Raw genomic sequence first — 26018 nt, forward strand, 5'->3', positions numbered from 1 at the left:
GGATTTGACTTAAGGAAGCATACGGGATTTCCGCAAGTTATCGAGCGCCGAAGAGGCGTCCGAGGCGCTTGAAGAAGCCGACTTTTTCCGCGACCGGCGCCGGTGCCGGGGTGGTCGGCCGAGCCGAGGGCACGTGGCGTGAAGGACGGCGGCCAGGCTCGGCCGACCCCTTGGCGGTGGACTCCACGATCTGCTCGGTGCCGCCGTTGCCCGTACGCTCACGAGCGGCCTTGCCACCGCGGCGGCGGCGGCGACGCTTCTTGGCCGGATCGCCGTCGGCGGCCACAGCAGTATTGGCGCCGGCGGATACGACTGGCACGGCAACTTCAACAGCTTCACCCGCGAATTCGGCGACCGGGGCCATGGGCGTGCGCTCACGCGGAGGACGGCGCTCACCGCTGCTGCCGTTGGACTTCTTCGCACGATCGGGCGCACCGCCACCACTGCGCGAACGCGAGCGGGCCTCGCGGGCCTTGTCGTTCACCGGGGAACTGGCGGCCGCATCGGCGGCATCTTCATCCGGATCGTCCGCCAGGCCGTCGGCGCGGGGCTTCGGCTTGGGCATGATCAGGAGGTCGGCCGTGACATTGGCCACCGGGATTTTCTGCCCGATGTATTGCTCGATGTCGGGCAGGCCCATGGCGTAAAGGTCGCAGGCGAAGCTGAGCGCGTCGCCGTCGGCACCCAGCCGCGCGGTACGGCCAATGCGGTGGACGTAGTCTTCGGCGTCCTGCGGCAGGTCGTAGTTGAAGACGTGGCTGACGGCCGGGATGTGCAGGCCGCGGGCGGCGACGTCCGTGGCCACCAGCATGTCGATCACGCCGTCCTGGAAGCGCTGCAGCAGCTTCTGCCGCTTGATCTGCGGCACGTCGCCGGAGATGGCGCCCACGCGGTAGTTGTGGCGCTTCAGGCGGTCGGTGATGCGCTCGGCGGCGGCCTTGGTGTTGACGAAAATGATGCTGCGTTCGGCACCGGTCTGCTCGAGCAGGTTCAGCAGCAGCGGCATCTTCTCTTCCTTGGAAGGGAAGTAGACCAGCTGGCGGACGCGGTCGGCGGTGATGTTGTCTGTTTCCACCACCAGCTTCTCGGCGTTGTGCATGTGCTCGTAGGCCAGCTCCAGCACGCGGTGGCTCAAGGTGGCCGAGAACAGCAGCACCTGACGCTGCTCGCGGGCCGGCAGGCGGCGGAAGATGAAGCGGACGTCCTTGATGAAGCCGAGGTCGAACATGCGGTCGGCCTCGTCGATCACCATCACTTCGACGGAATTGAGGCCGAATACGCTCTGCTTGTAGTAGTCGAGCATGCGGCCGGGCGTGGCGATGATCACGTCGCAGCCGTCGCGCAGCAGCTGGCGCTGCTTGTCGTAGTCGACGCCGCCGTAGATCAGGGCGAAGCGCAGGCCCGTATGCCGGCCAATGGCCTGGGCGTCCTTTTCGATCTGGATCGCAAGTTCCCGCGTGGGAGCGATGATCAGCGCCCGGGGATCGGAATCCTTGCGGTCGTTGGCGGCAGGCTTGGTGAGAAGCCGGTTCATCATCGCCACCAGGAAGGCGCAGGTCTTGCCGGTGCCCGTCTGGGCCTGGCCGGCGACGTCACGGCCCTCCAGCGCCAGGGGCAGGGTCAGGGCCTGGATCGGGGTGCAGCGGGTGAATCCGGTATCGGCAAGACCCTGCTGGAGCAGTGGGTGCAGGTCGAAGGACTCGAAGAAGGTGTCGGTCAGTACTTTTTCAGACATGGATAGGGGGTCATCGCAGATGCGGGCGCCCGGATGGGCTGCCGGCTTGGGGGCCGCGGCGCGAAAGTGCGCCTGTGGCATGGTTGAAATTGGGGCGGGCGTGCCCATTTCCAGTGACAGAAACGAAACGCCCGGGGTGCCCTGGCCTGGGCGTGTAGCGGCCGTGCGGCGGCGCCAGCTTCAGCGCCCTTGAATCGCACCCCGAGTTGCGCTGGAATGAGAACAAGCCCCTGGGGGCACCCCTCATTCCTGGTTCAACCCGCGCTTCGTGGGCGCATGAGTGTAGCTGATGCGAGCCGCGCGGTCGTCAACCCCCTTAACATCCCAAGCTGGAGATCCTCGGTGAACGACCTGATCACCCATGTTAGCGACGAGGCCTTCAAGGCCGAAGTGCTTGATTCCGATACACCTGTCCTGCTCGATTTCTGGGCCGAATGGTGCGGCCCCTGCAAGGCCATCGCACCGATCCTGGACGACCTGGCCACCCAATACCAGGGCAAGCTGCGTATCGCCAAGATCAATATCGACCAGAACCAGAAGACCCCCCGCGACTTCGGCGTCCGCGGTATTCCCACCCTGATGATCTTCAAGAACGGCAAGGTCGAGGCCACCCAGATCGGCGCCGTCAGCAAGGGCCAATTGTCGCAATTGATCGACAAAACCCTGTAATCGTGTCCAATCCGGGTATTTGACCCGGTTATTCACGCGCCGTGGCTTTACGCCGCGGCGCGTGCAGTGCTAGATTCCATCGCACCTGCCGGGACTCACCGCTGTCCCGCGCCCTTCGCGCCATCCGCTTCAACTCCCAAAACCCTTCCCTTAACGGCGCCCCCGAGGTTTGCCCGTGTCTGATATCGAATCCAAAGCATCCACCGACGCCAAGCGCGCCGATGACAAACCTGTGAGCGAGCCGGTCAAGCGCGCGCCGCGCAAGAACGCCAAGGCTGCCGCGCCCGTACAGGGCGAGCTGCCGTCGGCTCCTGCGCGCGCCGAGCGGGCCGCGCCCGCTCCACCCCCGGCGCCCACCCCGGCACCGGCACCCACGCAGCCAGCCCCCGCGGCCACGGCATCGGGCGGCCATGAAAGCCAGGGCAATGCCAACGGCAATGTCCGGGAGCCGCGCCCCACCTACGAGGCGCGCGACAACCAGGGTAACCAGGGCAATGGCGGCCAGGAAGGCGGCAAGCCCGGCGGCAACGATCCGCAAGGCGCGCAGGGTCAGCAGCCACAGGGCCAGGGCGGCGGTCAGCCGGCCAACCCGAACCAGGGGGCTCAGGGCCAAAACAACCAGCAGCGCGAAGGTCGCGACAGCCGCGGCCGCCGTCGCCGCAACGAGCGCAACCAGGGACGTCCCCAGCAGGGTGGCAGTCCGGGTAACAACGCCGGCAACAACGCCGGCAACTACCAGCGCAACCAGCACTACAACAACAATAACGGCTACCCGGCTGACGAAGACGAAAACGCCGATGCCGGCAGCAGCGACCGCCTGATCAACCTCACGGAGCTCAAGCGCAAGAACGCCATCCAGCTCCTGGAGTTCGCCGAATCGCTGGGTGTACGCGAAGGCGTGGCCCGCCAGCGCAAGCAGGATGTCATCTTCAACATCCTCAAGGCGCATGCCCGCTCCGGTGGCGGCATCTGGGCCGAGGGCGTATTGGAAATCCTGCAGGACGGCTTCGGTTTCCTGCGCTCGGCGGACGAGTCCTACCTTGCCGGCCCCGACGACATCTATGTGTCGCCCAGCCAGATCCGCCGCTTCAACCTGCGCACCGGCGACTACATCACCGGACGCGTGCGTCACCCGAAGGAAGGCGAGCGTTACTTCGCCATGCTCAAGGTGGACGACATCAACGGCGATCCGCCGGAAGCCTCGAAGAACAAGATGCTCTTCGAGAACCTCACCCCGCTGTTCCCGCGCAAGGCGTTCAAGCTCGAACGCGGCAACGGTTCGAGCGAGGACATCACCGGCCGTATCCTTGACCTCGTCGCCCCCATCGGCCGTGGCCAGCGCGGCCTGATCGTCTCGCAGCCGAAGTCGGGCAAGACGATGATGCTGCAGAACATCGCCCAGGCCATCGTGCACAACCATCCCGACGCTCACCTGATCATGCTGTTGATCGACGAGCGTCCGGAAGAAGTGACGGAAATCGCCCGCAGCGTGCGCGCCGAAGTGATTTCGTCGACGTTCGACGAACCGGCCGTGCGCCACGTGCAGGTGGCCGAAATGGTGATCGAGCGCGCCAAGCGCCTGGTCGAGCACAAGAAGGATGTGATCATCCTGCTTGACTCCATCACCCGCCTGGCCCGCGCCTACAACACGGTGATCCCGAGCTCCGGCAAGGTGCTCACCGGTGGTGTCGACGCCAACGCCCTGCAGCGCCCCAAGCGCTTCTTCGGTGCGGCGCGTAACGTGGAGGAAGGCGGCAGCCTCACCATCATCGCCACCGCGCTCACCGAGACCGGTTCGAAGATGGACGAGGTGATCTACGAAGAGTTCAAGGGCACCGGCAACATGGAAGTGCACCTGAACCGCCGCATCTCCGAAAAGCGCGTTTACCCCGCGATCGACATCAACCGCTCCGGCACCCGCCGCGAGGATCTGCTGATCGACCCGGACCTGCTGTCGAAGATCTGGATCCTGCGCAAGCTGCTGCACCCGATGGATGAGCTGGCGGCGATCGAGTTCATGCTGGACAAGATGAAGAACACCAAGTCGAATGATGAGTTCTTCAATTCGATGAAGCGCTGAGTTTCATCACGCTGCACATGAAAAGGCCGGCATTCTGCCGGCCTTTTCTTTTGGCGAAATCACTCAGGCTGGCTGGATGATCGTTTTTACCAGCGCCCACAACAGTCCCGTGATGGATGCGAATCCCGACACGGCGAGGCATATCCCCCAGATCCGCTGCTTCCAGGAAACGAGATCGCCGACGACATCGGCGAGTTTCTGGACCTGCGCGGCAAGGTTGTCGATCCGTCCGTCCAGGCGCTTGCCCACCTCGTCGATACGCCCGTCCAGGCGCTTGCCCATCTCGTCGATACGCCCGTCCAAGCGCTTGCCCATCTCATCGATGCGTTCGCCCACCTCGTCGATACGCCCATCCAGGCGCTCACCCATGGCCTGAATGAGCGTGCGCTGGTCATCCATTTGCCTATCCAGGCGTTCGATGGATCCGACCACCCTGCCCATGCCGAACTCGAGGGTGGCCATGCGCGCGACCAGATGCGTCATCAGGTCATCCGATTTCGGACCTGGAAGGGCCCAGCGTTGACCAGGCGCGATCGCGTCGGCGTGGCCATTCGCTTCAACATCGAGCGGAGACGTACTCATTTCCTTGCCTTCCTGGCTTTCGTCGTGAGTCATGCCGGCTCATGTTCAACAAGACATGTCGAACATTGTGCAACAACGAGTCTAACGGGGCTTTCGCGTTATGACCGTAGTCCGTCAACCCTGCGTCGGTAGGTAGTGGCCGATTCATTTGAGCAGGGTCGTTGCTCCCGTGCTAGAAAACGTCTTCTGACTTGATCAACACGAAGTGCAACTGATGACCAGGGCCTTTTTCTTCGCAGCGCTTTGCATCGCCAGCTGGAGCCTGATTCCCGTGGTCGCCAAGGTGACCACGCAGGACATCACGCCGTTGCAATTCCTGCTGCTGTCCAACGTACTTTCCGCATTCGTCTGCGGGGCAGTGGCGCTCAAGCGCGCACGATCCTTCGCGGGCCTCCTCGCCGACGCTCGCCGCAACCTGCTGCGCACGGCATTGCCTGGCTTCCTTGGCTGCTATCTCTTCTACCTGTGCCTGTACCACGGTTACGCGGTGGGCGATGGCATGGCCGTGCTGGTGGTGCAGTACCTGTGGCCGGTGCTGATCGTGTTGCTGGCGCCGCTGGTGACGCGCGAACGGATCGGAGCGGTGGGCGTGGCGGCAGTGCTGCTGGGCTTTGCAGGTTCCGCGGTCGTTGCCACCAAGGGGAACTTCACCGCCCTGCCCGCGCAGGACTTGCCGACGCTCGGCATCGTCCTGCTCGGTGCGGCGTCCTTCGCGCTTTATTCCCTGTTGTCCAGGAGCGTGCCGGGTGAAGGGATGCTGCTGACCTTCGGGTTCTTCGCCTGGGGTGCAGTGTTTTCGCTAATCACGGTATTGCTGGGAGATGGGCTGGCGTTGCCGTCGTCGGGCAAGGCGTGGGCGGGCCTGTTGCTCAATGGCTGCATCATCAACGGCCTTTCGTATTTCTGGTGGTTGCGGGCGCTGCAGCTGGCGCCGCCCTCGCGCATTGCGCCACTGGTGTTCCTTGCCCCGGTACTGGCGACGATCTGGCTGGTCGTGTTCTTCCACGCCCCGTTCCATCCGATCTACCTGCTGGGGCTCGTACTCTCGATCGCTGCCGGACTGGTCGCCACGGGCGCGGGGCGCGTGCATCCATAACGAACGGCACGGTTGCACCCGGCGAATTTCGCGATTAACCTGCGCGTCCCTTTGATCCACTCGCACGAGGAAGGAGAACATCATGAATGTCGTATCCGCCATCGTCGCCGGGTCCACGCTGCACTGATCTGCCCGCCAGCGGTCCTCGCTGGCACGCGTGTCGAACCCGGTCGTCCGTTCGCCTTCCCGCTGTCGGGAGGTCGCGCCATGAGCGATTTGAAAGGGTTCCCCATGTCTTCTCCTGTTTATTCCTTGCACCAGCTGGGCTGGCGCGCGTCGTATGCCCAGCACCTGGCCCTGGATGATTTTGAATCGGCCTACCCTGCCCGGGTGATGGCCGTGCACCGCAGCGGGCTGGCCGTGCTTTCCTCGCGCGGCCAGGCGCACGTGGTTGTGCCGCAGCGCGTGGTCGACGCACTGGAGGTTTCCATCGCCGTGGGCGATTGGGTGCTGGTCGAGGATGCCAACGAACGTGTCGCGCGACTAGTCGAGCGGCAGTCGTTGATCGAGCGTATCGGCGCCGGTACCGACGGGCATCGCCAGTCCATCGCCGCCAACGTCGATACGCTGTTCGTGGTCAGTTCCTGCAACGAGGATTTCAATCCTTCGCGCCTGGAGCGCTACCTGGCGCTCGCCCATCAGGCGGGTGTCGAGCCCGTCGTGGTGTTGACCAAGGCGGACCTGTGCAGTCAGGCGGGCGCCTACGTGGCGCAGGCACACGGCGTGGCCCGGGGCGCGGCGGTGGTGGCTGTGGATGCCACCAGGCCCGAGGGCCTTGGCGCACTCGCGCGATGGCTGGCCGAAGGCAGTACCGTCGCCTTCGTCGGTTCGTCGGGCGTGGGCAAGTCCACGCTTACCAACGCGCTGGTCGGTAACCAGGCGCGGCTCACTTCGGCAATTCGCGACGACGATGCCCGGGGCCGGCACACGACCACGGGACGGGAGATGTTCCTCACCTGCACGGGCGCCTGGGTGATCGATACGCCGGGCATGCGCGAGTTGCGCGTGGGTGCGGCCGTCGAGGGCGTGCAATCGGCCTTCGACGATGTCCAGTCGCTGGCGCTGGCTTGCCGGTTCAGGGACTGCAGCCATGGTGGCGAAGCCGGTTGCGCCGTACGCGCCGCCCTGGACGAAGGACGGCTGGAGCAGCGTCGCTGGGTGAGCTACCAGAAGCTGCAACGCGAGGTGACGGAGGCGTCCAGGACCGCACGCGAAAGGCACGAGAACAACCGGCAGTTCGGCTGCATGGCTCGCTCGGCGATGCGGGCAAAACGGGAGCGGCAGGGTCGCTGAAAAGCGCCCTGCCGTTCGGCGGCCTAGAACCCTTCCAGCACGATCTTCCCGCGCGCCGTGTGCGATTCGATCTTCTTGTGCGCCTTGCGCAGATTCGCAGCGTTGATGCGGCCGAAATGCTCGCCCATCGTGGTCTTCAGCGTGCCGTCGTCGATGAGCGCCGATGCACGGGCGAGGATGTCGTGCTGGCGCTGGATGTCGTCGGTGCCGTACACCGAGCGGGTGAACATCGATTCCCAGTGCAGGGAAATGGCCTTGGACTTGAGCTTGGTGACATCCAGCGAAGCCGGGTCGTCGATGATGCCAAAACGACCCTGGGCCTTGATGAGGTCCGGAAGCTGGGCGAAGTAGTCGTCGGTGTGCGTGAGGCTGGCCACGATATCGACCGTATCGATACCGATGGCCTTGAGCTGGTCGGCGAACGGCTTGCCATGGTCGATCACGTGATGGGCGCCAAGCTCGGTGACCCAGTCTATGGTCTCCTTGCGCGAGGCCGTGCCCACCACGGTGAGCCGGGTGAGCTTGCGTGCCAGCTGTACCAGGATCGAACCCACGCCACCGCCAGCGCCGATCACCAGCAGCACCTGCCCTTCACCGCCGCCCTCGGCCACGCCCAGGCGGTCGAACAACAGCTCGTAGGCGGTAAGCGTGGTCAACGGCAGCGCGGCCGCCTGGGCGGCGTCGATACTGCGCGGCTTGGGGCCGGCGATGCGTTCATCGACCAGGGAATATTCCGCGTACGAACCGGGCCGGGCAATGGAGCCGGCGTAGAACACCTCGTCGCCCTGCTTGAACAGGGTGACCTCGCTCCCCGTCGCCTCTACCGTGCCCACCGCGTCCCAGCCCAGGATGCGCGGCTCGGTCACCGGCGCGCGGTGGCGCACCTTGGTATCCACTGGATTCACCGCGATGGCCTTGATCGCCACCAGCAGGTCGCGCGGGCCAGGCGAAGGCTTGGGTAGATCCATCTCGTGCAGGGACGCCGGGTCGTCGATGGGCAGCGCGTTCTGGGTATAGACGATGGCCTTCATGGGGATTTTCCTTATGATGCGAAAAATATAAGGCGTGGGGGCGATTACCCAGCCTACGTATGTAGCCATGATCCACCTGCCCGGCCGCGTTATCCACCACGTCGGCGGGAAAGCACTTTCACCGCGGGAGTGAAAATGATTCGCCTGGACGACCTTGGCCTGTTCGTACGCACGGCAGCGCTCGGCAGCTTCTCCAATGCCGCCCGCGAAGCGGATCTCCTGCCCGGCCAGGCCAGCGCAGCCGTAGCGCGGCTGGAAGCGGAGCTTGGCGTGCGCCTGTTCGCGCGCTCCACCCGCAGCCTGCGCCTGACACCCGAAGGCCAGTCGTATCTGCCGTATGCGCGCGAGGTGTTGGCTGCGTTGCGCGAAGGCCGCGAGCGCCTGGTCGAAGACTCAGGGGCGTTGCAGGGCAGCCTGCGCATCGCGGCACCGTCGGACCTTGGCCGCAACGTGCTACTGCCATGGCTCTCCGATTTCAGGCGCCAGCACCCACATCTAGACCTGCACCTGCACTTCTCCGACCAGGTTGCCGACGTGTTCCGCGACCCCGTGGATGTCGCCATCCGCCTGGGCGCCGTGTCGGATGCAAGCTTCGTGGCCTTGCCGCTGGTCCCGGGCAATCGCCGCGTGCTGGTGGCCTCCCCTTCCTACCTGGAACGCCGCGGTGCACCGGCTTCGCTGGAAGATCTCCCCAACCACGACTGCCTGTCCTGGATGATGAAGGGCAACGCTTACGACAAGTGGAGCTTTCCCGTCGATGACGGCTGCCAGGTGGTGCAGGTAAGCCCGGTACTGGTGTGCGACGACGCGGACGTGGTCAGGCGCCTGGCCATCGAAGGCCATGGCATTGCCTACAAGTCGTGGCTCGATGTGCGCGCCGACATCGCCTCGGGACGACTGGCGCAAGTACTTGCCGGACAGCTGGGTGAGCTGGCGCCGCTGCATTTCATCTGCCCACACCGGCAGCAATTCTCGCCGGCCATCCGCCGGCTGCATGCCGCACTGCGCGAGCGCTTCGACGAAATCGTCGCAGTCGACGGTCCTGGCCATTACTGAACTGGCAACGCCACGCCGTGCGCATATGGCCGTCTTGCTCGTCTTCGGACCATCGGACCGCTATTCTCGCTGTCGCCTGCCCTTTTGATCGCCTGCGATCGCCCCCAAAGGAAGGCCAGCCAACACTTCCAAGGAATGCCCGTGTCCATCCCCAGCGCCGCTCCCGGCACGCCGATCAGCTCGAGGGACGAGCTCGTCGCTTATGTTGCCCAGGGCGAAAAACCGCTCGCGGATTGGCGCATCGGCACCGAACACGAGAAGTTCGGCTTCCGCACCGACGACCTCCATGCCCCCACCTTCGAGGGCGAGCGCGGCATTCGCCGGTTACTCGAGGGCATCGCGAGCCGCTACGGCTGGGACATCGCCCGCGAGGGCGAGACGCCGGTAGCACTCACCCGTGGCAAGGCCAACATCACGCTGGAGCCCGCGGGGCAGCTGGAGCTTTCCGGCGCGCCGCTGGAAACCATCCACGAGACCTGTTCGGAAGTCCATACGCACCTGGAAGAAGTGCGCAGCATCGCCGACGGCATGGGCCTGGGCTTCCTGGGGATGGGCTTCCAGCCGAAGTGGAAGCGCGAGGAAATGCCCTGGATGCCCAAGGGCCGCTACAAGATCATGCGCGAGTACATGCCCAAGGTCGGTTCGCTCGGCCTGGACATGATGACGCGCACCTGCACGGTGCAGGTGAACCTGGATTTTTCCTCTGAAGCGGACATGGTGAAGAAGTTCCGCGTGGGCCTGGCATTGCAGCCGATCGCCACCGCGCTCTTCGCCGACTCGCCCTTCACCGAAGGCAAGCCGAACGGTTTCCTGTCCTATCGCTCGCATGTTTGGACCGATACCGACGCCGATCGCACCGGCATGCTCGATTTCGTCTTCGAGGACGGGTTCGGCTACGAGCGCTATGTCGACTACATCCTCGATGTGCCAATGTATTTTAGCTATCGCGACGGCAAGTACGTCGATCTTTCTGGCAAGAATTTCCGGCATTTCATGGATGGCAAGCTCGACGCACTGCCGGGCGTGCGGCCCACCATGAAGGACTGGGCCGACCACCTCACCACCGCCTTCCCGGAAGTGCGCCTGAAGCAGTACCTGGAGATGCGCGGCGCCGATGGTGGCCCCTGGGGTCGCCTGTGTGCGCTGCCGGCCTTCTGGGTGGGCCTGCTATACGACGACACCGCGCTCGATGCCGCCTGGGACCTGGTCAAGGATTTTTCGAAGGAAGAACGCCACGCGCTGCGCGACGGCGTACCCAAGCAGGCTCTGAAGCTACCCTTCCGCGGCCACACGGTGCGGGAGCTTGCCCTGGAGGCGCTGAAGATCGCCGAGCAGGGCCTGAAGCGCCGCGCACGGGTGAACGGGCGCGGCGCGGATGAGAGCATGTTCCTGGCGCCGCTGAACGAAGTGGCGCTGGCCAACCAGACGCCGGCCGAGCAGAAGCTCGAGCTGTTCCATGGCGCCTGGGGCGGCTCGGTGGATCCTGTGTTCGGCGAGTTCGCCTACTAGGCCTTCGCTAGAAGCAATGCGCGCCGTGCGTGACCGCGCCACCGGCGCGGATCGCCGCGGCGACGAGCGTGGCTTCGGCCAGCATCGCATCGGTGGCGCCTGCGTCGCGCGCCGCCTTGGTATGGATCTCGATGCAATAAGGGCATTGCGTGGTCAGCGCCACGCCGATCGCGATCAGTTGCTTGACCTGTCCCGACAAAGCACCTTCGGCGAAGGCCGCCTTGTCGAAGGCCCAGAACGCCTTCATCGCTTCGGGCGCACCCTTGTCCAGGTGCTTTAAGTTGTCGAGCTTTTTCATGTCGTGCATGGCATGCAGTCCTGTAGTCATCAGAGGACCGGCTGCCCCTGCACGGCCGGCAGCGGACGATGATAGGCGCTCGCCCACGCCACGAAACTAGGGCATTTCGAACTAGGCCATTCCGCCGGGTGAAGCATCCCTCGCCATGGCGCGCCCGTGCCGGGCCGCCATGGCGAGGGATAAAAGCCGGCAATTACTTCTGCAAACCGCGGTTCTTCAGCATCGGTGCAATCTGCGGATCGGCGCCGCGCCAGTCGCGATAGAGCTTGCCCAGCTCCACGGTGTTGCCGCGCGAGAGCACCATCTCGCGGAAGCGCTGGCCGTTTTCGGGTGTCATGCCGCCCTTGTCGACGAAACCCTGGAAGGCGTCGTCGGCGAGCATCTGGGTCCACAGGTAAGCGTAGTAGCCGGCGGCGTACTCGTTGCCCCAGATGTGCTGGAAGTAGCTTGAGCGGTAGCGCGGCGGCACCTGCGGATTGTCCATGCCGGTCTTCTTCAGCGCTGCTGCTTCGAAGGCATCGGCATCCTGCTTCGGCGCGTCGGAGGCGATGGAGTGCCACTGCATGTCCAATAGCGCTGCGCCGATGACTTCGCTCATCGCATAGCCCTGGTTGAAGTCACGCGCGTTCTGGATCTTCTGCACCAGCTCCGCCGGCATCGGTGCGTGCGTCTGGTAGTGCTTGGCGTAGTTGGCGAAGATCTTCGGATCGGTTGCCCAGTGCTCGTTGAACTGCGACGGGAATTCGACGAAGTCGCGCGGCGTGTTGGCGCCGGACAGGCTCGGGTACTGCGTATTGGCGAAGATGCCATGCAGACCGTGGCCGAACTCGTGGAACATGGTGACCACATCGTCGAAGCTGATCAGCGCCGGCTGGCCATCGGCCGGCTTGGTGAAGTTGCACACGTTGTAGATCACCGGCTTGTCGCCCAGCAACTTCGACTGGTCGACGAAGTTGCTCATCCAGGCGCCGCCGTTCTTATTGTCGCGCTTGTAGTAGTCGGCATAGAACAGCGCAAGCGAGGTGCCGTCCTTGTCGAACACCTCGAACACACGCACGTCCGGCTGGTAGACGGGGATGTCCTTGCGTTCCTTGAAGGTGAGGCCGTAAAGCTGGTTGGCCGCATAGAACACGCCGTTCTGCAGCACGTTATCCAGTTCGAAGTACGGCTTGACCTGCGATTCGTCCAGGTCGTACTTGGCCTTGCGTACCTGCTCGGCGTAGATGTTCCAATCCCATGGCTGCAGCTTGAAGCCGCCGTGCTGCTTGTCGATCACCGCCTGGATGTCCTTGCCCTCGGCGTGGGCGCGGGCCACGGCAGCGGGGGCAAGCTTTTCCATGAAGCCTTCGGCGGCCTCGGGCGTCTTGGCCATCTGGTCGGTCAATTCCCAGGCAGCGAAATTAGGCGAACCCAGCAGCTTCGCGCGCTGGGCGCGCAACTGCGCGATGCGCACGATCAGATCGCGCGTATCGTTGGCGTCACCCTTCTCGGCGCGGCCCCAGGAAGCCTTGAACAGCTTCTCGCGCATTGCGCGGTCGGTAAGGAACTGCAGCAACGGCTGCTGCGTGGTGTTTTGCAGCACCAGCACCCATTTGCCGTCGAGGTTGCGGTCTTTTGCCGCCTGCGCCGCGGCAGCGATGTCGGCATCGGAAAGGCCGGCCAGCTGCTTCTTGTCGTCCACCACCACGGCGCCGTCCTTGCTGGCGGCCAAGAGCTTGTTGGTGAACTGCGTGGACAGCGTGGACAGCTCGCCGTTGTACTTCTTCAGCTGTTCTTTCTGCTCGTCGTTGAGGTTCGCGCCGTTGTGCACGAAATCATCGTGGTACCACTCCACCAGGCGCTGGTCTTCCGGCTGAAGGTTCAGCTTCTGGCGGTCGTCGTAGACTTTCTTGATGCGGGCGAAGAGCTTCGGGTTGAGGTAGATCGCATCCTGGTTCGCGGCAAGCTTGGGCGCTTCGTCTTCCTGGATCTTCTGCAAGGCGTCGTTGGTATTGGCGCCGGTCAGGGCATCGAACACGCGGTTCACGCGCGTGAGCAACGCGCCGGAGCGCTCCAGCGCCACGAAGGTGTTGTCGAAGGTGGGCTCCGCCGTCTGATTGGCGATCTGCTCCACTTCGGACAGTTTCTGGCGCATGCCTTCTTCGAACGCCGGCTGGAAGTCCGAATCCTTGATCTTGGTGAAGTCCGGCGCGTGGAACGGCAGGTTGCTTTCCGTATAGAACGGATTGGCCTGCGAAGCCGCCGAGGCGGAGGTGGTGGCCGTCGCAGGCGCGCTGGCCGCGGTACCGGGCGATGCCGGGGCTTCGGTTTGGTCGGTGTGCGACGAGCAGGCGCCGAGGGCAAGGGAGCTTGCGATCACGAGGTGGCGGATCCGGAGCATGGTGGTTTTCCTTTCAGGCAAGCCACGGATCGTAGCGGGCCGCACAGGCCCGCGCCATGGCAGAAAGGCACGTCCGGCAGGTGGGTCAGGCCGCCTTTATGTCGCGAATATTCCAGGACGAGCCGATCAGCCAAGTCAGCCGCTGCTTGACGATGCTCATTGGCAAGGTAGTGACCAACTCGATCTCCGAGCGGCTGGTTTCCTTGCCCGTGGCTTCCGCCGAAGCGTCGGTGACACCCAGCGAGGGATCGACGTCGTCGGGTTCGGCCTGCAGGGCTTTCCAGCGCTGGAACAGCCCGTCGCTGCGCATGGCGTCGGTGACCGCCGCCGCCAGGGCGACCGGGCCGATGCCCTCGAAAGCGAGCGAGGGTTCACGGGCTTTGGCCGCGGCCAGGTTGTCCACCGAGAGGTAATAACGTTGTCTGCTCATGGCGTGTTGATAAGCCAGCGCTCGTGAATTTGTCGTGCTGCCGCGGCCAGCGCCGGCACCGCGGGTTGATCGTGCCCGAGGATGCCCAGGCACGGCGCGGGCAGCACGTGGCTCAAGGTGGCGATATTGTCGTCCAGGGCTTCCATCGCCGGGTCCACCTGGTTCCCGATCCACCCCATCAGCTCGCAGCCATCGGCCACGATGGCTCGCGCCGAAAGCTGGGCATGGCTGATGCAACCCAGGCGAAGGCCCACTACAAGGATTACCGGCAGCTTCCACTGGCGCGGGATGTCCGACGCCTGCAGCGCGGGACCCAGCGGCACCAGCCAGCCACCCACGCCTTCCACCACGACCAGGTCGTGGCCGGATCCAAGACGATCGAACGCGGCGCGCAGAATGCTCACGTCGATGTCCACCCCGGAACGCCGCGCGGCCACGTGCGGGGCCACCGCGTTGGCCAGGGCAACCGGGTTAACGTCGTCATAGACTGGCTGCGGGTAGCTGGCCGCCTGCAGGGCCAGCGCGTCGTCGTTGCGCAAGCCCTCGGGCGTGACCACGCAACCGCTGGCCACCGGCTTCATCCCGGCCACACGCGTGCCAAGGGCCGCCAGCGCGCCCACCAGACCCGACGCCACCCAGGTCTTGCCGATGCCGGTATCGGTACCGGCGATGAAAACCGCCCCTTTCACCTTGCTTAGCCCTTGCATGCCCGCGCCACAGCCGCCATAACGGCGCGACGAATACTTAAGAAAAGGCTGTCCCGCCATGTTCGAGCACAAGACCATCGACACCGCCGACAAAACCGCCTTCTATGCGGAACTTGCCCAGCAGGCCGGTGGACTGATGACCGGCGAGACCAACCTGATTGCCAACGCGGCCAACTTCGCCGCGCTGATGTTCAACGCCCTGCCGGACGTGAACTGGGCGGGATTCTACCTTTACGACGGTCAGGAATTGGTCGTCGGCCCCTTCCAGGGCAAGCCTGCCTGCATCCGTATCGCGCTGGGCCGCGGCGTCTGCGGCACGGCCGCTTCGATGCGCGAAACCCAGCTGGTGGAAGACGTCAACGCCTTCGATGGTCACATCGCCTGCGACGCGGCATCGGCGTCGGAAATCGTGGTGCCGCTGGTGCGCGCGGACGGCAGCCTGCTGGGCGTGTGGGATGTGGACAGCCCGACGGTGGCGCGCTTCGACCAAGCCGACCGCGCCGGCATGGAGCTGGCCTGCGCCGCCTTCATGCGCGCCAACGGCGGTTAGTCGCGCGGGGATACCAGCAATTGCTGGACGCGTGCGCGCGCTTCGTCCACGCCGGTCTTTTCAGACGAGGAGAAGATCTGCGCGGTGGCGTTGTGCCAGCCCTCGCGGTTGTACTCGTTGCGCAGTGCCTGCAACGCCGAGCCCGCCTGGCCACGGGAGATCTTGTCGGCCTTGGTCAGCAGTACATGGCAGGGCAACCGGGTGCCGGCGCAGAAGCCCAGCATCATGCGGTCGAAGTCCTTCAGCGGATGGCGGATATCGACGATGAGGATCAGGCCGCGCAGGCTCTCGCGCTGGTGCAGGTAGAGATCGATCTCGGCCTTCCAGTGCTCGCGGAGGTCTTCGGGCACCTTGGCGTAGCCGTAGCCCGGAAGGTCGATCAACCGGGCATCCAGGGGATTTCCGGCCGTGTCCACTTTGGCAGGCAGGCTGAAAACCACCAGCTGCTGCGTGCGGCCGGGCGTCTTGGACGTTCGGGCCAGGCCCTTGTGGGCGGTGAGCGCATTCAGGGCACTGGACTTGCCGGCATTGGAACGGCCGGCAAAGGCAACCTCCGCGCCGCGATCGGCGGGCATCTGGCCGATGCGGTGGGCGGCGAGCACGAATTCGGCGCCCTGCAGGGGGTTGGGGATCGGGGACATGGGGTCGGGCCTTGGGGGGATGCCGCGGCTGGGCAGATCGTCAGTTTAATGTGGTTTGACTCAACTTCGGCCGCACGGGGATAATCTTGGGGTTTCGACGCGCGGTGCGCGCGGCGTGTTCAATGCTTCCCCTTGGAGAGAAAGTATGAGTTTTCGGCACGCCGTTGCCTTCGCCACCGTGCTCGTCATGAGCTCGGCAGCCGCCCAGCAGGCCACCGAGCCGAAGGCAGCTCCGGCCGCCAGTGCCGCCAAGGCCCCCGCGGGAGCCCAGGAAGCCGCTCCCGCCTCGGCCACCAGCGCCTCCGCGACCGCCGGTGGCCCAGTCGCCGCCCAGGCACCGGCCGCGCCCGCTGACGCCGCGCATGCCGTTGCCGCCAAGGCCGGCGATGCCACCGCGGGCCAGGCCAAGGCCGCCGTCTGCGGCGCCTGCCACGGCATGGACGGCAACTCGACCGATCCTCAGTACCCGCGCCTGGCTGGCCAGGTGGAGTCCTACACCGCCCGCCAGCTCGCCAACTTCAAGGGCGGCACCCGCCAGAACCCGATCATGATGGGCATGGCCGCGCCGCTCACCGCGCAGGACATGCACGACATCGGCGCCTACTTCGCCACCAAGCAGTCGCTGCCCGGTGTGGCCGACCAGGCCCTGGTGGAGCGCGGCGCGCAGCTGTACCACGAGGGCGATACCACCAAGGGCGTGCCGGCCTGCATGGCCTGCCACGGTCCCGACGGCCACGGCAACCCGGGCGCGGTCTACCCGCAGCTGGCCGGCCAGCATGCCAACTACGTGCAGGCCACGCTGAAGGCCTGGCACGACGGCACCACCTGGGGTACCGACGCGCACGCCAAGATCATGCCGTCGATCGCGCAGAAGCTCGACGAAAAGGACATCGCCGCGCTCGCCAGCTTCATCGAAGGCCTCCACACCAACGAGCCGACTTCCGCCGCACCCGTGGCGAACTAAGCCCTAGCAACATCCCCGTACTACAAGGAAGGAAACGACCATGCTCAAGCGCCTGTCGCTCGTGTGCGCTGCCCTGCTGATGCTATCGGCTTGCAGTTCGAATAACGGCGACAGCGCCGCGCCGGCCGCCCCGGCGCCGACGGCAGCGTCGACCACCGCTGCTGCGACGAGCGTGGCCGCTCCCGCCCAGGCCGTCACCGCCGCGGCACCCGCGGCTGCCGGCACCGCGGCAAGCGCCCCCGCCGCCGTCGATCCCACCATCGCGGCCGACCGTGCGGAAGCTGCCGCCAAGTTCGTCGACGACGGCACCTTCGTCGAGGGCAAGCAGTACCAGCGCATCGAGCCTGCCCAGCCCACCGTCACCAACACCGGCAAGATCGAAGTGGTGGAGGTGTTCTCCTACGGCTGCCCCGCCTGCAACGCCTTCCACGACTGGATGGACAAGCTCTCCGCCGCCATGCCCAAGGCCGCCACCGTGGTGTACCTGCCGGCCTCGTTCGTGCCGACGGAAAATTGGCCGGCACTGCAGCGCGTGTACTACACCGCACAGGCGCTGGGCGTGGATGCCAAGGGCCACGACGCCATGTACGACGCGGTGTGGAAGTCGGGCGAGCTGGGCATGATGGACCTTCGCTCCGAACGTCCCAAGCCGCAGGCCGCATGGCCCACGATCGACGACTTCGCCAAGTTCTATGCGCAGTACGGCGCCAAGCCCGACGAGTTCACCGCCACGGCCAATTCGTTCTCGATCAACACGAAAATGAAGCGCGCCGATGAACTGATCAAGGCTTACGGGGTCGAAAGCACGCCGACCATCGTCATCAATGGCAAGTACCGTTTCTCGCCGAAGGATGCCGGCAACTACGAACAAACCATCAAGCTCGCCCAGTTCCTGGTGAGCAAGGAAGCCGCCGGCAAGTAACCCGCCTGCCGGCCTGACGGAGAATCGTTTCATGAAGTTCAGGCGTCTTGCACTCCTCGTGGCCGGCCTCGTGCTCGCCACCGCATGCTCGGCCCAGGTGGCCGACGGCCAGTGGCAGGAAGGTACGCAGTACCAGAAGGTCGACACCCCGCAGCGCGCCGGCAAGGACGGCAAGGTGGAGGTGGTGGAAGTGTTCTCCTATGGCTGTCCGCACTGCGGCCACTACGAGGCCGCCGCCGAAGACCTGCAAAAGCAGCTGCCGCCGGGTGTGGTGTTCCGGCTGATCCCCGCCGCCTTCAATACCGCCTGGGAACCGTTCGCCCGCGCCTTCTACGCCGCACGCGAACTGGGTGTGCTCAAGCAGACGCACGCCGCCCTGTTCAAGGCCAAGTACGTCGACAACTACCCGATCAACACCATCGACGAAATCGCCGATTTCTACGCCCGCAACGGCGTGGACAAGGCGAAGTTCCTCGCCGCGGCGAACTCCGCCCAGACCACCCGCGCGATGCAGGCCGACATGAAGCTGATCCAGGGCTGGGGCGTGGACGCCACGCCGACGCTGGTGGTCAACGGCAAGTACCGCTCGGATAAGGTCAAGGATTACAACGAGCTCAACGCCATGACGCTATGGCTGGCCAAGCGCGAACTGGCAGGCTCAGGTCACTGAACCTGAAGATGGCCCGCGCATGTCCTGGCTTTCACATGCGCGGCGCCATCCTCAGGCGGCCCAAGGCCGGTAACCGCTCGTCACGATGACATCCCCCGCACCCGTTCCAACCCCCACCCAGGCGCCGGGCCGCCGGCTTCGGCTGCTCAGCTGCAACATCCTGGCCGGGGCCAGCGTGCAGCGGTATTCCGACTACGTCACGCGCAGCGTCAATGCCGTGTTCCCTGGCCGTAGCAAGATGGCCAACCTGGATGCGCTGGCGGAGCTGCTTTCCGGGTTCGACGTGATCGGCCTGCAGGAAGCCGATGCCGGTTCGCTCCGCTCAGGATTCCTGAACCAGACGCGCTACCTGGCCGAAACCTCAGGGATGCCGTTCTGGTCGCACCAGCCCAACCGCGCCATGGCGCGCCTGGCGCATTCGGCCAACGGCCTGATCAGCCGGCTCGAGCCCACCGAAGTGATCGACCACCCGCTACCCAGCCGCATCCCGGGGCGCGGCGCGCTGCTGGCGCGTTTCGGCGTCGGGCGCGAGGCCTTGGTAGTGGTGGTGGCGCATCTTTCGTTGAGCCCGCGCGCGCGCGATGCGCAGCTGTCGTTCATTGGCGAGCTGTTGTCCGATTCGCCGCACGCGGTGCTGATGGGCGACCTCAACACGCCATCTGACAGTGCCGAGATGCGCAGGCTCTTTGCGCGCACGGCGCTGCAGCCGCCGACCAGCGTGATGCCCACTTTCCCCAGCTGGAAACCGCGGCGCGCGCTCGATCACATCCTCACTTCCTCGGACATTACGCTTGAGCGAAGCTGGACGTTGCCACAGGCGTTCTCCGATCACCTGCCGCTTGCCGCCGAAATCATCGTACCGGCGGAACTTGCCGCCACCGCCATCAGGAAGTAAAACCCCATGCCGATTCGCCTGACACTGCGCGCGCTTACGCCGTGGCTGCTGATCGCTGCCGTTGGCGGCCTGGCGGCGGCGGTGCGCTTTCTTTTTATCGAACCGGCCGCGATCGGCGAGACCTGCGAGGCGCACGTCGCGCTGTGGTGGTGTTCGCCGCGCCTGCTGCTGGTGCAAGGCTTCCTGCACCACATCTACGGCTGGGCGGCGGTTGCCGCTGCGATCGCCTCCCTGGCGGTACGACGCCCATGGCTGGCGGTGCTCGCCGCGGCGCTTGGCGTGTTTTCCATGGTGCTGTATGGCGTGGAGCTAGGCTCGTTCGCCCTGCTGGTGGGCGTCCTGCGCGAAGCGCGCCTGCGTGCGGGCGGTTCGCCACTGGATGAAAACGGCCACGGCCAGCAGCACGTTCACGCCGCCCCATAGCCACGCGGTAGCGTTCACCCCGCCTTGCTGGAACACCACCACCAGGCCCAGTAGCGGCAACCAGGCCGCCATCATGCGTTCTTCGAGCATCGGCATCGCAGTTGATGTGCGAAGGAGCGCCAGCAAGGCAAAGCCCACCGCTGGCAGGATGAACAGCGCCACCGGAAAGTCACGATATCGGCCGTCGAAAACCAGCAGCAAGCCATACAAAGACAGCATGAACAACCATGCAAAGCGCTGGCGCTTGAACGAGTCGATGGCATCGCGGCCTTCACCGATGCGCTGCGCGATGGCGCGCGTGATGCACACGGCGGTGAACAGGCCAAACGCGGCAAACAATACGCCGGCCGTCCACTCCACTTCGTTCTGGCACGCCACCCACAACAATCGCCCATGAGCCGCCAGCGCGCCGCCCGTGGCGATACCCGCAAGCGCCGAGATACCAAAGGCCGCCGCGCGCCGACGTACGCGCCACCAGCCAGCGGTGGCCAGCATCAGCAACGCGCCCGCGGCCGCCGACAACCATCCGCCCCACCAGTGCTCGACTTCCACCACCGGTCCCTGCATCGGGAACTTGGGTTTGTCATCCACCGTGAAGATGCCCCAGTAGCCGCCGGGCGTTCCTTCCAGCTCGCGCTTCCACGGCTGGTCGAAGGTCTCGATCAGGTTGTAGGGCATGTCGACGGTGGCGGCGTAATTGAGGAACTCGCGGATGTAACGCGCTTCGTTCACCAGCGACGCCGAGGCCTTGCGGCGCGGAAAACCTGCGCTGGGCCAGCCCGTCTCGCCGATCATCACCTGCTTGCCAGGGAAGGTGTTCTTCACCCGCTGGTAGACCTGGCCCACGTGCTCGATGGCTTCCTCAGGCGGCACCGGGTCGTCTTCCCAATAAGGAAGGATGTGCACCGTGACGTACGACACGCTCGATGCCAGCGCCGGATGTGCGAGCCAGAACTCCCAGACGTCGGCATAGGTCACCGGCACCGTGGTGGCGCTGCGCACGCGCTCGATATAGGCGGCCAGGGCCTTTTCGCTCTGCTCGCCGCGCAGCAGCACTTCGTTGCCCACCACGATGCCGCGAAGCGTGCCCTGGTACTTGCGCGCCGCATCGATGGCGAGCTTGATCTCGCTTTCGTTGGAAACGAGATCTCGGCCGATCCACACGCCCATGATCACCTTCATGCCATGGCGTGCGGCGATTTCCGGCACCGCCGCCAGGCCCTGGGCCATGGCATAGGTGCGCACGCAGTCGAACCGCGTGGACAAGGCCTTCAGGTCGGCATCGATACGCTCGGGCGTGACCATCGCACCGGGCTTGGTCGGTGATTCGCCCGGGAACCGGAAAGGCGCGTAGGACACGCAGGAAATACGCGGGCTCCGTGCATCGGGAAGCTCCACCGGGCGGCCCTTGGCCCACCAGAACGCCAGGACGCCGCAGGCACAGACCAGCAGCACGGCCCAGGTGGTGGCGCGCGCGGCGCGTGAGGAGAGCTGCGGATCCGTCATGCGTGAAGGTCTAAGGCCGGTAAAACCAGAATGGTAGCGGTCCGGGCGTCCGGGCGCGATGCACTACAATCACAGGGTATTGGAGAAGATAAAAAGTGCGAGGAGAGCGGATGCACCCGGCCACGTCGATTTCACGTCCTTCGGTGGTTGCCCGCATGGCGCATCGCGCCGCGTTCGTGGCGGCGCTGCTGCTGCCGCTGGCGGTGCATGCCGACGCCATCGACGGGCAGCGCCAGCAGTTCCGGCAGGCCTATATCACGGCCCGCCAGGGCGGCGATGCCTGGCGCGCGCAGGCTACGGGGCTTGAGAGCTACCCGATCTACCCGTACCTGGAGGCCGCCTCCCTGACCCACGACCTGCGCCAGCTCGATGCCGGGCGCGTGCAGTCCTACCTGGACCGCTATCCGGATCTGATCCCCGCCACGGACCTGCGCCGTGATTTCCTGCTGGAGCTGGCACGCCGGCAAGACTGGAACACCTTCGCCGCCATGTACCGGCCGGGCCTGGGCGACGCTCTTACCTGCGATGCACTGTTGGGGCGCCTTTCCCGCGGCGAGAAGCTCGACTTCCAGAAGGACCTGGCGGATCTGTGGAGCAAGCCTTCACTGCCGGCGGCATGCAACGGCGTACTGATCGCCGCGCACGACCAGGGCCTGTTGACTAACGAACGCCTGTGGGCGCGGATCCAGGCCGCCGCCGATGCCGGGCAACCGAACAGCATTGGTTTGATGGCGGGATGGCTGCCGCCCTCGGACGGCGCGGAGGCGAACGCGATGGCACAAGCGCTGCGCGATCCAGGCAGTGCGGCATCCGCGGCCTCGAACTGGCCGCTGACGCCGCGCTACCAGCAGGCTGCCGCTACCGCCGTGCAGCGCCTGGCGCGCCGGCAATCAGCGCAAGCCGACGCCGCCTGGCAAACGTTGCAGCCACGCTTTGCCTTCACCGAGCAGCAGCGAGGCGCTGTACTTAATGCGCTGGCCCTGTACCACGCCACGGATTTCGACGAGCAAGCGCTTGATCGCCTGACCGCCCTGCCCCCGGGTGCGCAAAGCGACGGCACTCGCGAGTGGCGCGTGCGCGTGGCGCTGTCGCGACAGGAATGGCCCGCGGCGCTGGCGGCACTGGACGCGCTCAGCACTACGCAGAAGCAGGATGGTGAGTGGCGGTATTACCGCGCGCGTACGCTCGAAGCGCTCAACCGCCACGATGAAGCGCAATCGATCTGGCGTACGCTGGCGCAGGAACCGACCTTCTTTGGTTTCCTTTCCGCCGATCGCATCGGTACCTCGTATGCGATCTGCCCATCGCAGCTGGCCACCGACACCGCGCGCGAAAACGCACTGATGGCGATGCCCGGCCTGCGCCGCGCGTTCGAACTGTACGCCGTAGGCATGCAGAAGGAAGGCCGGCGGGAATGGACACAGGCGCTGGCCGGCAGCGACGCGCAGACGCTGCGGCTGGCGGCCGATCTTGGCTACCGTAACGGCTGGTACGACCGCGCGGTGTTTGGCCTGAGCTCCGGCGAAGCGCTGCGCCTTTACGAACAGCGTTTCCCGCTGGCCAGCCAGGATGGCGTGGTGACGCAGTCGCAGCAGGCTGGCATCGAAGCGGCCTGGGCCTACGGCATCATTCGTGCGGAAAGCGCGTGGATGTCCGATGCACGCTCCAGTGCGGATGCGCGCGGCCTGATGCAGCTGGTGCCGGGCACCGCCTCGATGGTGGCCAGCAAGAACGGCCTGCCCTGGGCGGGCGGCGAAAGCCTTTACGACGGTCCCACCAATATCCAGCTGGGCACGCGGTACCTGGCGCAGATGGCCGCGCGCTACAACGGCGCACCGTGGCTGGCGAGCGCCGCCTACAACGCGGGGCCGAACAAGGTGGACCAGTGGCTGGGCCAGCGTGGCTCGCTGCCGCCGGATCTGTTTATCGTCAGCATTCCGTACAAGGAAACCCGGGAGTACGTGGCCCGAGTGATGGCCTTCGCGGTGATCTACGACTGGCGCCTCAACGGCAGCCGCGTGGTGTCGATGGAAACGCGCATTACGCCGATCGGGACCAACTACGTGCTGCCCACCGACGGCAGCGCGCACAAGGAAGTGACGTGCCCGATCGTTCCAGCGCCCGCAGCAGCCAAACCCACGACCACGCCGACGCCTGCAAGCACCACGCCGGCACCCGCCGCCAAGCCGGCGTCGGCAGCCTCGGCCGCCGACCTGCCAGCGTCGGTGAAGGAGAGTGGCGCATGATCTCGCCTGAAGTGGATACCTCCCGCCGTTACACGTAACCTAGGCCACGCCATGAGCCAATCAATCGTCATCCTCGGCGGTACCGGTTTCGTCGGCAGCCACCTCGTGCCGCGCCTGGTGCGTGCGGGCCATGAGGTCACCCTGCTTTCCCGCAACCGGGAAAAGCGGCGCGACAGCGGCGTGATCCCGGGTGTGCAGGTACGCACGACCGACGTGTTCGACCGTCGCGCGCTGGAACAGCATTTCGCCAGCGCCGACACCGTGATCAACATGGTCGGCATCCTCACCCCGCACGGCCGCGATACCTTCCAGCGCGTGCATGTGGACCTGACCGCCACGGTGATCCAGGCCTGCCGGGATGCCGGCGTGCGCCACATGCACCAGATGAGTTCGCTCAAGGCCGGCCAGGGCGAATCGCAGTACCTGAAAAGCCGTGGTGCTGCCGAGGCCCTGGTGAAAGCCTCGGGCCTGGACTGGACCATCTACGAGCCGTCGGTGATCTTTGGCCCTGGCGACGGGCTTGTCACGCGCTTCGCCAAACTGCTCCGGCTGGCGCCCGTGCTGCCGCTGGCACGCCCGCACGCGAAGATGGCGCCGGTGTTCATCGGCGACGTGGTCGAGGCCATCGCGCGCTGCGTGGACAACCGCGACATTTCCTCGTCGCGGGTGTTCGAGCTGTATGGGCCGCAGGTGCTGGAGTTGAAGCAGATCGTTTCTGAAATACGCGACGTAGCCGGTTACAAGCGGGCGGTGCTTGGGTTGCCCGATGCACTGGGACGGCTACAAGCGCAGGTGGCGCAACTGGTGCCGGGCAAGCCTTTCACCGTCGACAACTTCCTTTCGCTGAAAACCGATTCGGTCGGCAAGGTCGATGGCCTGGCCGCGCTGGGGATCAACTCCGCCGCGTTCAGCCCGTTCCTGCCGATCCTGTTGGACAAGGACGAGCGCCAACGCAGGCTGGACAACTCGCGGGGCATGCGCCGCTGATGCAGATTTACCTCGTCGGCGGCGCCGTCCGCGATCGCCTGCTGGGCCGCGACAAGGCCGATCGTGACTACGTGGTGGTGGGATCTACACCCGAGGAGATGGTGGCCGAAGGCTATCGCCCCGTCGGCAAGGATTTCCCCGTATTCCTGCACGGTGAAAGCCAGGAGGAATATGCGCTGGCGCGCACCGAGCGCAAGACTGGCCGCGGCTACCAGGGCTTCGCCGTGCATGCGGACCCTTCGGTGACCCTGGAAGACGACCTGCGGCGCCGCGACCTCACCATCAACGCCATTGCCGAGGATGAGGATGGCGGGCTAGTTGATCCGTATGGCGGCGTGCGAGACATCGAGCAGCGCGTGCTTCGCCATGTGAGCGAAGCGTTTGTTGAAGATCCCGTGCGCCTGTTGCGAGTGGCTCGCTTCGCTGCGCGGTTTGCGCCGTTGGGATTCACCGTGGCACCGGAGACCATGGCGCTGATGCGCGAGATGGTGGCCAATAGTGAAGTGGATCATCTGGTGCCTGAGCGCGTGTGGCAGGAAATGAAGCGTGCTTTGGGCGAGGCCGCTCCACAAGCCTTCGTGCAGGTGCTGCGCGAGGCCGGCGCGCTGGCGCGCATCCTGCCCGAGGTGGATGCGCTATATGGTGTACCTCAGCGCGCCGAATACCACCCTGAAGTGGACAGCGGCATCCATACCGAGATGGTGCTGGCCATGGCGGCACGGCTTGCGCCGGGCGACAGCCTGATCGGCTTCGCCGCGTTGACGCACGACCTGGGCAAGGCGCTGACGCCAGCAGAAGAACTGCCGCGCCACGTGATGCATGAGCAGCGGGGCAAGGCGCCGTTGCTTGCGATGTGCGAGCGCCTGAAAGTGCCGGTGGAATATCGCGAACTGGCGGTCGCTGTATGCCGTGAGCACCTCAACATTCACCGGATCGACGAGTTGAAGGACTCGACGGTGTACGAGGTGATCCAGCGTTGCGACGGGTTTCGCCGGCCGGAGCGCGTCGGCATGGTGGCAACGGCGTGCGAGTGCGATGCGCGCGGGCGGCTGGGGATGGAGGAGAAGGCGTATCCGCAGGCGGCGACGTTACGGAAGGTCTTCGATGCCGCGCGGGCGGTTAGTACGAAAGAACTCAAGCTTGAGGGTAAGACGGGACTTGAGGTGGGGGAGATGCTGAAGAAGGCGCGGATTGCTGCGATCAAGCAGGCCAGATCGAGCGGGTGACTCCGGTTCGACAGATCTCCCGGCTGTACGCGCGATGCACCACGCCAGCGGGGTCAGAGTAATTACTCTGACCCCGAACCCCCTCATTAAAACTTGAGCATGCTTCCATCGAAATCCCCGCG

The 26018-nt window shown here is 65.4% G+C and carries 24 protein-coding genes; 15 read left to right on the forward strand and 9 right to left on the reverse strand.

Annotated elements, in window-relative coordinates; all coding sequences use genetic code 11:
- Positions 1-37 precede the first annotated feature (37 nt).
- A complete protein-coding gene (locus NDK18_RS18915; RefSeq protein ID WP_345777092.1) occupies positions 38-1735 on the reverse strand; it encodes a DEAD/DEAH box helicase in 1698 nt (565 codons plus the stop codon).
- Between the two features lie 342 nt (positions 1736-2077).
- On the opposite strand from NDK18_RS18915, the gene trxA reads away from it, so the two are divergent.
- Positions 2078-2404: a thioredoxin TrxA gene (trxA, locus tag NDK18_RS18920; protein ID WP_250626627.1), complete on the forward strand. Its 327-nt coding sequence runs from the start codon at positions 2078-2080 to the stop codon at positions 2402-2404.
- A 298-nt stretch (positions 2405-2702) separates the two neighbouring features.
- On the forward strand, positions 2703-4484 hold the full coding sequence (gene rho / locus NDK18_RS18925) for a transcription termination factor Rho (protein WP_284691677.1): 1782 nt from the start codon (positions 2703-2705) through the stop codon (positions 4482-4484).
- A 63-nt stretch (positions 4485-4547) separates the two neighbouring features.
- On the opposite strand, the gene NDK18_RS18930 is transcribed toward rho, so the two are convergent.
- A complete protein-coding gene (locus tag NDK18_RS18930; RefSeq protein ID WP_250628697.1) occupies positions 4548-5099 on the reverse strand; it encodes an apolipoprotein A1/A4/E family protein in 552 nt (183 codons plus the stop codon).
- A 181-nt stretch (positions 5100-5280) separates the two neighbouring features.
- Between NDK18_RS18930 and NDK18_RS18935 the strand changes: the two genes are divergently transcribed.
- Both NDK18_RS18935 and rsgA read left to right on the forward strand, forming a co-directional pair.
- Positions 5281-6162: a DMT family transporter gene (locus NDK18_RS18935; protein WP_250628698.1), complete on the forward strand. Its 882-nt coding sequence runs from the start codon at positions 5281-5283 to the stop codon at positions 6160-6162.
- A 231-nt stretch (positions 6163-6393) separates the two neighbouring features.
- Complete coding sequence (gene rsgA / locus NDK18_RS18940) at positions 6394-7455, forward strand: ribosome small subunit-dependent GTPase A (RefSeq protein WP_250626623.1); 1062 nt, start codon at positions 6394-6396, stop codon at positions 7453-7455.
- A 23-nt stretch (positions 7456-7478) separates the two neighbouring features.
- On the opposite strand, the gene NDK18_RS18945 is transcribed toward rsgA, so the two are convergent.
- Complete coding sequence (locus NDK18_RS18945) at positions 7479-8486, reverse strand: zinc-binding alcohol dehydrogenase family protein (protein ID WP_250628699.1); 1008 nt, start codon at positions 8484-8486, stop codon at positions 7479-7481.
- Between the two features lie 135 nt (positions 8487-8621).
- On the opposite strand from NDK18_RS18945, the gene NDK18_RS18950 reads away from it, so the two are divergent.
- Positions 8622-9542 carry a LysR family transcriptional regulator gene (locus NDK18_RS18950; protein ID WP_250628700.1) on the forward strand — a complete coding sequence of 307 codons (921 nt, stop codon included), beginning with the start codon at positions 8622-8624 and terminating at the stop codon, positions 9540-9542.
- 141 nt (positions 9543-9683) lie between these two features.
- Positions 9684-11051 carry a glutamate--cysteine ligase gene (locus NDK18_RS18955; protein WP_425502748.1) on the forward strand — a complete coding sequence of 456 codons (1368 nt, stop codon included), beginning with the start codon at positions 9684-9686 and terminating at the stop codon, positions 11049-11051.
- A 7-nt stretch (positions 11052-11058) separates the two neighbouring features.
- On the opposite strand, the gene NDK18_RS18960 is transcribed toward NDK18_RS18955, so the two are convergent.
- The 4 genes from NDK18_RS18960 to bioD form a co-directional block, all read right to left on the reverse strand.
- On the reverse strand, positions 11059-11358 hold the full coding sequence (locus tag NDK18_RS18960) for a carboxymuconolactone decarboxylase family protein (protein WP_250626619.1): 300 nt from the start codon (positions 11356-11358) through the stop codon (positions 11059-11061).
- A 184-nt stretch (positions 11359-11542) separates the two neighbouring features.
- The gene (gene dcp / locus NDK18_RS18965) at positions 11543-13729 is read right to left on the reverse strand and encodes a peptidyl-dipeptidase Dcp (protein ID WP_250628701.1); all 2187 of its coding nucleotides are present in this window, start codon (positions 13727-13729) and stop codon (positions 11543-11545) included.
- 85 nt (positions 13730-13814) lie between these two features.
- Complete coding sequence (locus tag NDK18_RS18970) at positions 13815-14159, reverse strand: hypothetical protein (protein ID WP_250628702.1); 345 nt, start codon at positions 14157-14159, stop codon at positions 13815-13817.
- Entirely contained in the window at positions 14156-14866 is a 711-nt protein-coding gene (gene bioD, locus NDK18_RS18975) for a dethiobiotin synthase (RefSeq protein WP_250628703.1), read from the reverse strand. The genes NDK18_RS18970 and bioD overlap by 4 nt, the downstream gene beginning before the upstream one ends.
- Before the next feature lie 58 nt (positions 14867-14924).
- On the opposite strand from bioD, the gene NDK18_RS18980 reads away from it, so the two are divergent.
- Positions 14925-15416 carry a GAF domain-containing protein gene (locus NDK18_RS18980; protein WP_250628704.1) on the forward strand — a complete coding sequence of 164 codons (492 nt, stop codon included), beginning with the start codon at positions 14925-14927 and terminating at the stop codon, positions 15414-15416.
- Here the strand turns inward: NDK18_RS18980 and yihA are convergent.
- The gene (gene yihA, locus NDK18_RS18985) at positions 15413-16057 is read right to left on the reverse strand and encodes a ribosome biogenesis GTP-binding protein YihA/YsxC (RefSeq protein ID WP_250626614.1); all 645 of its coding nucleotides are present in this window, start codon (positions 16055-16057) and stop codon (positions 15413-15415) included. The genes NDK18_RS18980 and yihA overlap by 4 nt on opposite strands.
- Before the next feature lie 145 nt (positions 16058-16202).
- On the opposite strand from yihA, the gene NDK18_RS18990 reads away from it, so the two are divergent.
- From NDK18_RS18990 to NDK18_RS19010, 5 genes are all read left to right on the forward strand, one after another.
- Positions 16203-17021, forward strand: coding sequence for a c-type cytochrome (locus NDK18_RS18990; RefSeq protein ID WP_250628705.1), 819 nt, complete (start codon positions 16203-16205; stop codon positions 17019-17021).
- Between the two features lie 40 nt (positions 17022-17061).
- Complete coding sequence (locus tag NDK18_RS18995; protein ID WP_250626612.1) at positions 17062-17943, forward strand: thiol:disulfide interchange protein DsbA/DsbL; 882 nt, start codon at positions 17062-17064, stop codon at positions 17941-17943.
- 31 nt (positions 17944-17974) lie between these two features.
- Positions 17975-18613, forward strand: a complete 639-nt coding sequence (locus NDK18_RS19000; protein WP_250626611.1) for a thiol:disulfide interchange protein DsbA/DsbL — start codon at positions 17975-17977, stop codon at positions 18611-18613.
- Positions 18614-18698: 85 nt separating this feature from the next.
- Positions 18699-19508, forward strand: coding sequence for an endonuclease/exonuclease/phosphatase family protein (locus NDK18_RS19005; protein ID WP_250628706.1), 810 nt, complete (start codon positions 18699-18701; stop codon positions 19506-19508).
- Positions 19509-19514: 6 nt separating this feature from the next.
- Complete coding sequence (locus NDK18_RS19010) at positions 19515-19931, forward strand: hypothetical protein (protein WP_250628707.1); 417 nt, start codon at positions 19515-19517, stop codon at positions 19929-19931.
- Here the strand turns inward: NDK18_RS19010 and NDK18_RS19015 are convergent.
- Complete coding sequence (locus NDK18_RS19015; protein WP_250628708.1) at positions 19818-21437, reverse strand: glycoside hydrolase family 17 protein; 1620 nt, start codon at positions 21435-21437, stop codon at positions 19818-19820. The two genes, NDK18_RS19010 and NDK18_RS19015, sit on opposite strands and share 114 nt — an antisense overlap.
- A gap of 110 nt (positions 21438-21547) precedes the next feature.
- Between NDK18_RS19015 and NDK18_RS19020 the strand changes: the two genes are divergently transcribed.
- Genes NDK18_RS19020 through NDK18_RS19030 form a run of 3 tightly spaced genes read left to right on the forward strand, consistent with a single transcriptional unit; the run spans position 21548 to position 25896 of the window.
- Positions 21548-23683 carry a transglycosylase SLT domain-containing protein gene (locus NDK18_RS19020; protein WP_250628709.1) on the forward strand — a complete coding sequence of 712 codons (2136 nt, stop codon included), beginning with the start codon at positions 21548-21550 and terminating at the stop codon, positions 23681-23683.
- A gap of 51 nt (positions 23684-23734) precedes the next feature.
- On the forward strand, positions 23735-24670 hold the full coding sequence (locus tag NDK18_RS19025) for a complex I NDUFA9 subunit family protein (RefSeq protein WP_250628710.1): 936 nt from the start codon (positions 23735-23737) through the stop codon (positions 24668-24670).
- The gene (locus tag NDK18_RS19030; RefSeq protein ID WP_250628711.1) at positions 24670-25896 is read left to right on the forward strand and encodes a multifunctional CCA addition/repair protein; all 1227 of its coding nucleotides are present in this window, start codon (positions 24670-24672) and stop codon (positions 25894-25896) included. Before NDK18_RS19025 ends, NDK18_RS19030 begins: the two co-directional genes overlap by 1 nt.
- Positions 25897-26018 lie beyond the last annotated feature (122 nt).

It is taken from the genome of Pinirhizobacter soli, assembly GCF_015905305.1.
GTDB lineage: Bacteria > Pseudomonadota > Gammaproteobacteria > Xanthomonadales > Rhodanobacteraceae > Pinirhizobacter > Pinirhizobacter soli.

Bases quoted from the DNA above. Each gene is read 5' to 3' on its own strand.
- NDK18_RS18945 (WP_250628699.1), bottom strand. From the start codon at position 8,486: ATGAAGGCCATCGTCTATACCCAGAACGCGCTGCCCATCGACGACCCG.
- NDK18_RS18970 (WP_250628702.1), bottom strand. From the start codon at position 14,159: ATGAGCAGACAACGTTATTACCTCTCGGTGGACAACCTGGCCGCGGCC.
- NDK18_RS19025 (WP_250628710.1), top strand. From the start codon at position 23,735: ATGAGCCAATCAATCGTCATCCTCGGCGGTACCGGTTTCGTCGGCAGC.
- NDK18_RS19030 (WP_250628711.1), top strand. From the start codon at position 24,670: ATGCAGATTTACCTCGTCGGCGGCGCCGTCCGCGATCGCCTGCTGGGC.
- NDK18_RS18960 (WP_250626619.1), bottom strand. From the start codon at position 11,358: ATGCACGACATGAAAAAGCTCGACAACTTAAAGCACCTGGACAAGGGT.
- NDK18_RS18995 (WP_250626612.1), top strand. From the start codon at position 17,062: ATGCTCAAGCGCCTGTCGCTCGTGTGCGCTGCCCTGCTGATGCTATCG.
- NDK18_RS19015 (WP_250628708.1), bottom strand. From the start codon at position 21,437: ATGACGGATCCGCAGCTCTCCTCACGCGCCGCGCGCGCCACCACCTGG.
- dcp (WP_250628701.1), bottom strand. From the start codon at position 13,729: ATGCTCCGGATCCGCCACCTCGTGATCGCAAGCTCCCTTGCCCTCGGC.
- NDK18_RS19005 (WP_250628706.1), top strand. From the start codon at position 18,699: ATGACATCCCCCGCACCCGTTCCAACCCCCACCCAGGCGCCGGGCCGC.
- NDK18_RS19020 (WP_250628709.1), top strand. From the start codon at position 21,548: ATGCACCCGGCCACGTCGATTTCACGTCCTTCGGTGGTTGCCCGCATG.
- yihA (WP_250626614.1), bottom strand. From the start codon at position 16,057: ATGTCCCCGATCCCCAACCCCCTGCAGGGCGCCGAATTCGTGCTCGCC.
- rsgA (WP_250626623.1), top strand. From the start codon at position 6,394: ATGTCTTCTCCTGTTTATTCCTTGCACCAGCTGGGCTGGCGCGCGTCG.
- NDK18_RS19000 (WP_250626611.1), top strand. From the start codon at position 17,975: ATGAAGTTCAGGCGTCTTGCACTCCTCGTGGCCGGCCTCGTGCTCGCC.
- NDK18_RS18930 (WP_250628697.1), bottom strand. From the start codon at position 5,099: ATGACTCACGACGAAAGCCAGGAAGGCAAGGAAATGAGTACGTCTCCG.
- bioD (WP_250628703.1), bottom strand. From the start codon at position 14,866: ATGCAAGGGCTAAGCAAGGTGAAAGGGGCGGTTTTCATCGCCGGTACC.
- NDK18_RS19010 (WP_250628707.1), top strand. From the start codon at position 19,515: ATGCCGATTCGCCTGACACTGCGCGCGCTTACGCCGTGGCTGCTGATC.
- NDK18_RS18950 (WP_250628700.1), top strand. From the start codon at position 8,622: ATGATTCGCCTGGACGACCTTGGCCTGTTCGTACGCACGGCAGCGCTC.
- NDK18_RS18990 (WP_250628705.1), top strand. From the start codon at position 16,203: ATGAGTTTTCGGCACGCCGTTGCCTTCGCCACCGTGCTCGTCATGAGC.
- NDK18_RS18980 (WP_250628704.1), top strand. From the start codon at position 14,925: ATGTTCGAGCACAAGACCATCGACACCGCCGACAAAACCGCCTTCTAT.
- NDK18_RS18935 (WP_250628698.1), top strand. From the start codon at position 5,281: ATGACCAGGGCCTTTTTCTTCGCAGCGCTTTGCATCGCCAGCTGGAGC.
- NDK18_RS18915 (WP_345777092.1), bottom strand. From the start codon at position 1,735: ATGTCTGAAAAAGTACTGACCGACACCTTCTTCGAGTCCTTCGACCTG.